The organism is Lapillicoccus sp. (assembly GCF_025353065.1).
Taxonomy (GTDB): domain Bacteria; phylum Actinomycetota; class Actinomycetes; order Actinomycetales; family Dermatophilaceae; genus Lapillicoccus.
In genome coordinates this window covers 1-3,981 of sequence record NZ_JANXRJ010000342.1, presented here as the reverse complement: position 1 = coordinate 3,981, position 3,981 = coordinate 1, and the positions used below count along the sequence as shown (strand labels likewise).

The 3,981-nt window shown below is 66.9% G+C and carries 4 protein-coding genes; all 4 read right to left on the bottom strand.

From position 1 onward, the window contains the following. The coding region (locus Q0R63_RS24425) for an ATP-binding cassette domain-containing protein (protein WP_295703046.1) at positions 1–1,473 on the bottom strand (1,473 nt) is incomplete at its 3' end. After that, positions 1,473–2,348: a branched-chain amino acid ABC transporter permease gene (locus Q0R63_RS24420; RefSeq protein WP_295703042.1), complete on the bottom strand. Its 876-nt coding sequence runs from the start codon at positions 2,346–2,348 to the stop codon at positions 1,473–1,475. The genes Q0R63_RS24425 and Q0R63_RS24420, both read right to left, overlap by 1 nt. Before the next feature lie 25 nt (positions 2,349–2,373). Further along, complete coding sequence (locus tag Q0R63_RS24415) at positions 2,374–3,741, bottom strand: ABC transporter substrate-binding protein (protein WP_295703041.1); 1,368 nt, start codon at positions 3,739–3,741, stop codon at positions 2,374–2,376. 56 nt (positions 3,742–3,797) lie between these two features. Next, positions 3,798–3,981, bottom strand: a 184-nt coding sequence (locus Q0R63_RS24410; protein WP_295703038.1) for an SDR family oxidoreductase, incomplete at its 5' end; no start/stop codon positions are given.

Here is a 3,981-nt window from a genome sequence, read left to right as displayed (position 1 = left end):
CTGACTCACCCGCACGTGCGCGCGCTCGGCGATACCGAGCAGGGCCAGGCAGTCCAACGCCTTTTGACGGACGCGGACCTCGGCGGCCCGCGAGGCAAACGGCCTGAACACCAGGCGCCCGATGTGCTCGCCAGGCTGGTCCTGAACGCCCATGGCGACGTTGTCGAGGGCGGTGAGCCGTTGGCAGACGCGAACATCCTGGAACGAGCGGGCCAGGCCCTTGCGCACCAGCTCGTGAGCAGGCTTGCCGGTCACGTCCTCGCCGCGCAGGAGGACGTGACCCTCATCGGCGCGGATGGTGCCGCAGATCATGTTGAAGATCGTGGTCTTGCCGGCCCCGTTGGGACCGATGAGCGCGGTGACCTGTCCCTGCTCGAGCGCGAACGTCGCGCCGCTGACGGCCTTGAGACCCCCGAAGCTCTTCGCCAGCCCTTTCACCTCCACGATGGCCCCACCCGTCCGGCCGGGCGCGTCACCCTTGGTGGAGAGCCGCGCGAGCGCCTCTTCGGGAGTCGGCACCACCGCCTGACCCTTCGTCCGGCTCAGGCCAGGAACCCGGGTACGGCCAATGCCTTCGGGCAGAAGGCCCTCCGGACGGATCCTCATCATCAGGACCAGCGCGGCGCCGTAGACCACGGCCTGCCACGGGATCGCGGAGTCACCGACGTACCTGCGCAGCACCGGCTCGAGCAGGCCCAGGGCGATGGCTCCGATCACCGGCCCCCAGAGGTTGCCGGTACCCCCGAGGACAACGACGGACACGATGAAGATGGAGTAGGTGAGGGAGTAGGTGCTGGGCACGACCGACCCGTAGTAGAACGCGGCCAGTGCACCCATGCCGCCGGCGATCGCGGCGCTGATGCTGAAGGCGAGCAGCTCGGGGACCATCGGGTTCTTGCCGACGCTGGAGACCGCGGACTCGTGCTCGCGGATCCCTTTGAGCAGCCGACCGAACGGAGACTCCCCCAGACCCCAGCAGATCGCGATCGCCACGACCGCGGCGAGCAGCATCACCCAGACAACCTGTTCCGGCGCCAGCAGCACCGTGGACCCTATCTGGATCGGCGGCACGCCCGAGAGGCCGTACGGACCTCCGGTCACCGTGTCGAGCACCCCCATCAGCTGGTTCGCGACGAGCTGGAAAGCCAGGGTGAGCAAGATCAGGTACTCGCCACGGACCAGCCGGACCGCCGGAATGGAGATGACCAGGGCCGCGATGAAGGCCACCACCACCGCTGCGGCGAGTGCGGGCACCCAGTTCCACCCGGCACCGGACTGCAGGCCGGCGGTGGCGACACCCCCGAGGTCGTGGGGGGTCGGCAGGGTCAGCCGGGCGGCAGTAAAACCTCCGATGCCGAAGAAGATGGCGTGCGCCATCGACACGCGGCCGGCGTAGCCGAGCAGGAGGTTGAGGGATACCCCAAGCGTCATCAGGATGAGGATCGAGATGGCGATGTCGGCGTAGTAGCTCATCAAGCAGCCGCCTTTCCGAGCAGGCCCTGCGGCCGGATCAGCAGCACCAGGAACATTGCCCCAAACACCACCACTGGGCCGTAGTCGACCTGGAGGTAGAGCGCGCTCCAACTGCTGATCAGCCCGAGGGCGAGGCCGCCGAGCGCCGCTCCCCACTGTGAACCGATCCCACCGAGGAAGGCGGCGATGAAACCGATCAAGGTGGGTTGCAGGCCCATCGTCGGCGTGGCCACGCCCTTGGCCGTAAACAGCAGCCCCGCGACACCAACGAGCAGGCTCCCGAGGACGAACACCACGAGGTACACCCGGCGGCTGTCGATACCGACAGCCTCGGCCATCACCGGGTTGGTTCTCATCGCCGTGATCGACCGCCCGAAGCGGGTGCGGGCAATGAACAGGGCCACCGCAGCCACCAGCAGCCACGAGAGCGCGACGCTGACGATGTCATGTCGGGAGATCGTGACCGAGCCCAGCCCGAACGTCGGGTTGTCCGGCCTGGGAAGCGTCTGGTTCTCCGGTCCGAACATGAGCTGTAGCAGGTTGGGGAACGCGACGCTGACACCCAGGGACACCAAGAAGATGGTCAGCAGCGTCGCGTTCCGTCGTCTCATGGGCCGGTAGAAGAGCACCTCGATGGCCACTCCGAGCACCACCGCGACGACGAGTCCCGCCATCAGGGCTGGCCAGAAGCCGAGCCCCAAATGGTTGGCCGACCACACGGCTGCGTACGCCGCGCCGGCGTAGGCCACCGCGTGAGCGAGGTGGAAGATCCTCGTGGTCGCGTAGATGACCCCGAAGCTGACGCCCAGGAGGGCGTAGGTGGAGCCGACGACGATGCCGGACACCGTGAGCTGGGCTAGGAGAGAGAGATCCACGTAGTGCTCCTCGGTCGACCGTTGGTCAGACCAGCGCCTTCGTGGGGTCGCTGCCAGCCGCGATCTTGACGATGTCGGCGATTTTCACCGGCTGGCCGCCGGCGACCTTGAACACGCCCATCGGCTTGGAGATGGTGTGGTCGGTGGGGTTGAACTTGACTTCGCCGGTCGTTTTCTCGTCGCCGCCGTACAGGGACTTGAAGGTCGGGTTCTTCTCCAGCGCGGCCTGCAGCGCGGTGGTGTCGGTACCGTCACCCCCGTTGGCGAGCACCCGGCGGACCAGCTCCCAGACGAAGAACACCTCTTCGTAGTAGTTGGCGCCGTAGTACTCGGGGGCGGCGCCCCACATCGCGTTGTGGCCCGCGACGAACACCTTGTTCCAGGGGTTCGGGTTCTTCGGGTCGTAGAAGTCGGTCGCGAAGTTGTAGGTGTCGTAGGTCGCGCCGGCGACCTTCGCTGCCTGCTCGGTGAACTCGATACCCATGATCGGCACCTTCACGTTGGCCTCGCGCAGCTGCTTGACGAGGTAGCCCACGTCGTCGCCGAAGCTGAAGGTCAGGATCGCGTCAGGGCTCGCGGACTTGATCCGGGCAATGATCGAGCTGAACTCGGTGGCGCCGACGTCATGCTGCTCGTTCGCGACGACTGAACCACCAGTGAGCTGATTCCACACCGCGGGGCCGATCGTCTTCGCTCCCGCGACACCGTTCTCCTTCGTGCCGACGATCGCGAGCTTCTTGGCACTGGGGAAGGTCTTGGCGATCCAGGCCAGCGCCCCCGGGGCGGGGTCGTCACCAAAGATCATCCGGGTCTGCCAGAGGAACGCCTTACCGACCTGGCCCGGGCTGGAGCCGCCGCCGTTGAAGGAGAGCAGCTTGTTCTGAGCGATGAGCGGGACGATCGCCTCGCTGGGGGCGCCGTACGAGGTCTGCAGGATCTTGATGTTGTTCTGGGTGATCAGTTGGCGCGTGCCGGTCAGCGCGGTGGGGACGTCACCGCTCTTGTGGTCGGCGATGTGGACGTCGTACGTGATGCCCTGCGCGGACTGGATCTGTGCCGCCGCCAGTTTGGCGCCCTGGCTCATCACCTTGCCGAAGAAGGAGCCCTGACCCGTGATGGCGAGCAGCATCCCGGCCGAGAGGGTCACCTCCGAGCCCCCGGCCTTCCCACCCGGGCCGAAGATGGCCTGCAGCGCCTTCCCCGCGCCCGGGTCCACCTTGGAGGTGTCGATGGTGGCCCCCGACCCACTGCTGGTGGTGCCTCCCCCGCAGGCGGTCAGGACGGCGAGGCCGCCGACCGCGGCGGTGCCGCTGAGGAACCGTCGACGAGAGAGGTCGACAGACGGAAAACTCAGGACGGACGGAACGCCCGTCGGCTGGCGTCGGTTACTCATGTGTTTCTCCTCAAAGGTCTGACTAGGTAGCTGGTCGGGGATGATGCGCTGGCTGTTCAGGCCACGCCACCGTCGATGATCAGGGTCTGCCCGGTCATGTAGGACGAGGCATCGGAGGCCAGGAACAGGACGCCTCCAGCGACTTCCTCGGGTACGCCTTGCCGCCCGAGTGGGACGACGTGGTGGACGGTCTCCTCCTGCGACTTACGACCGCCCATGAAGTCGATGGCGGGCTGGTTG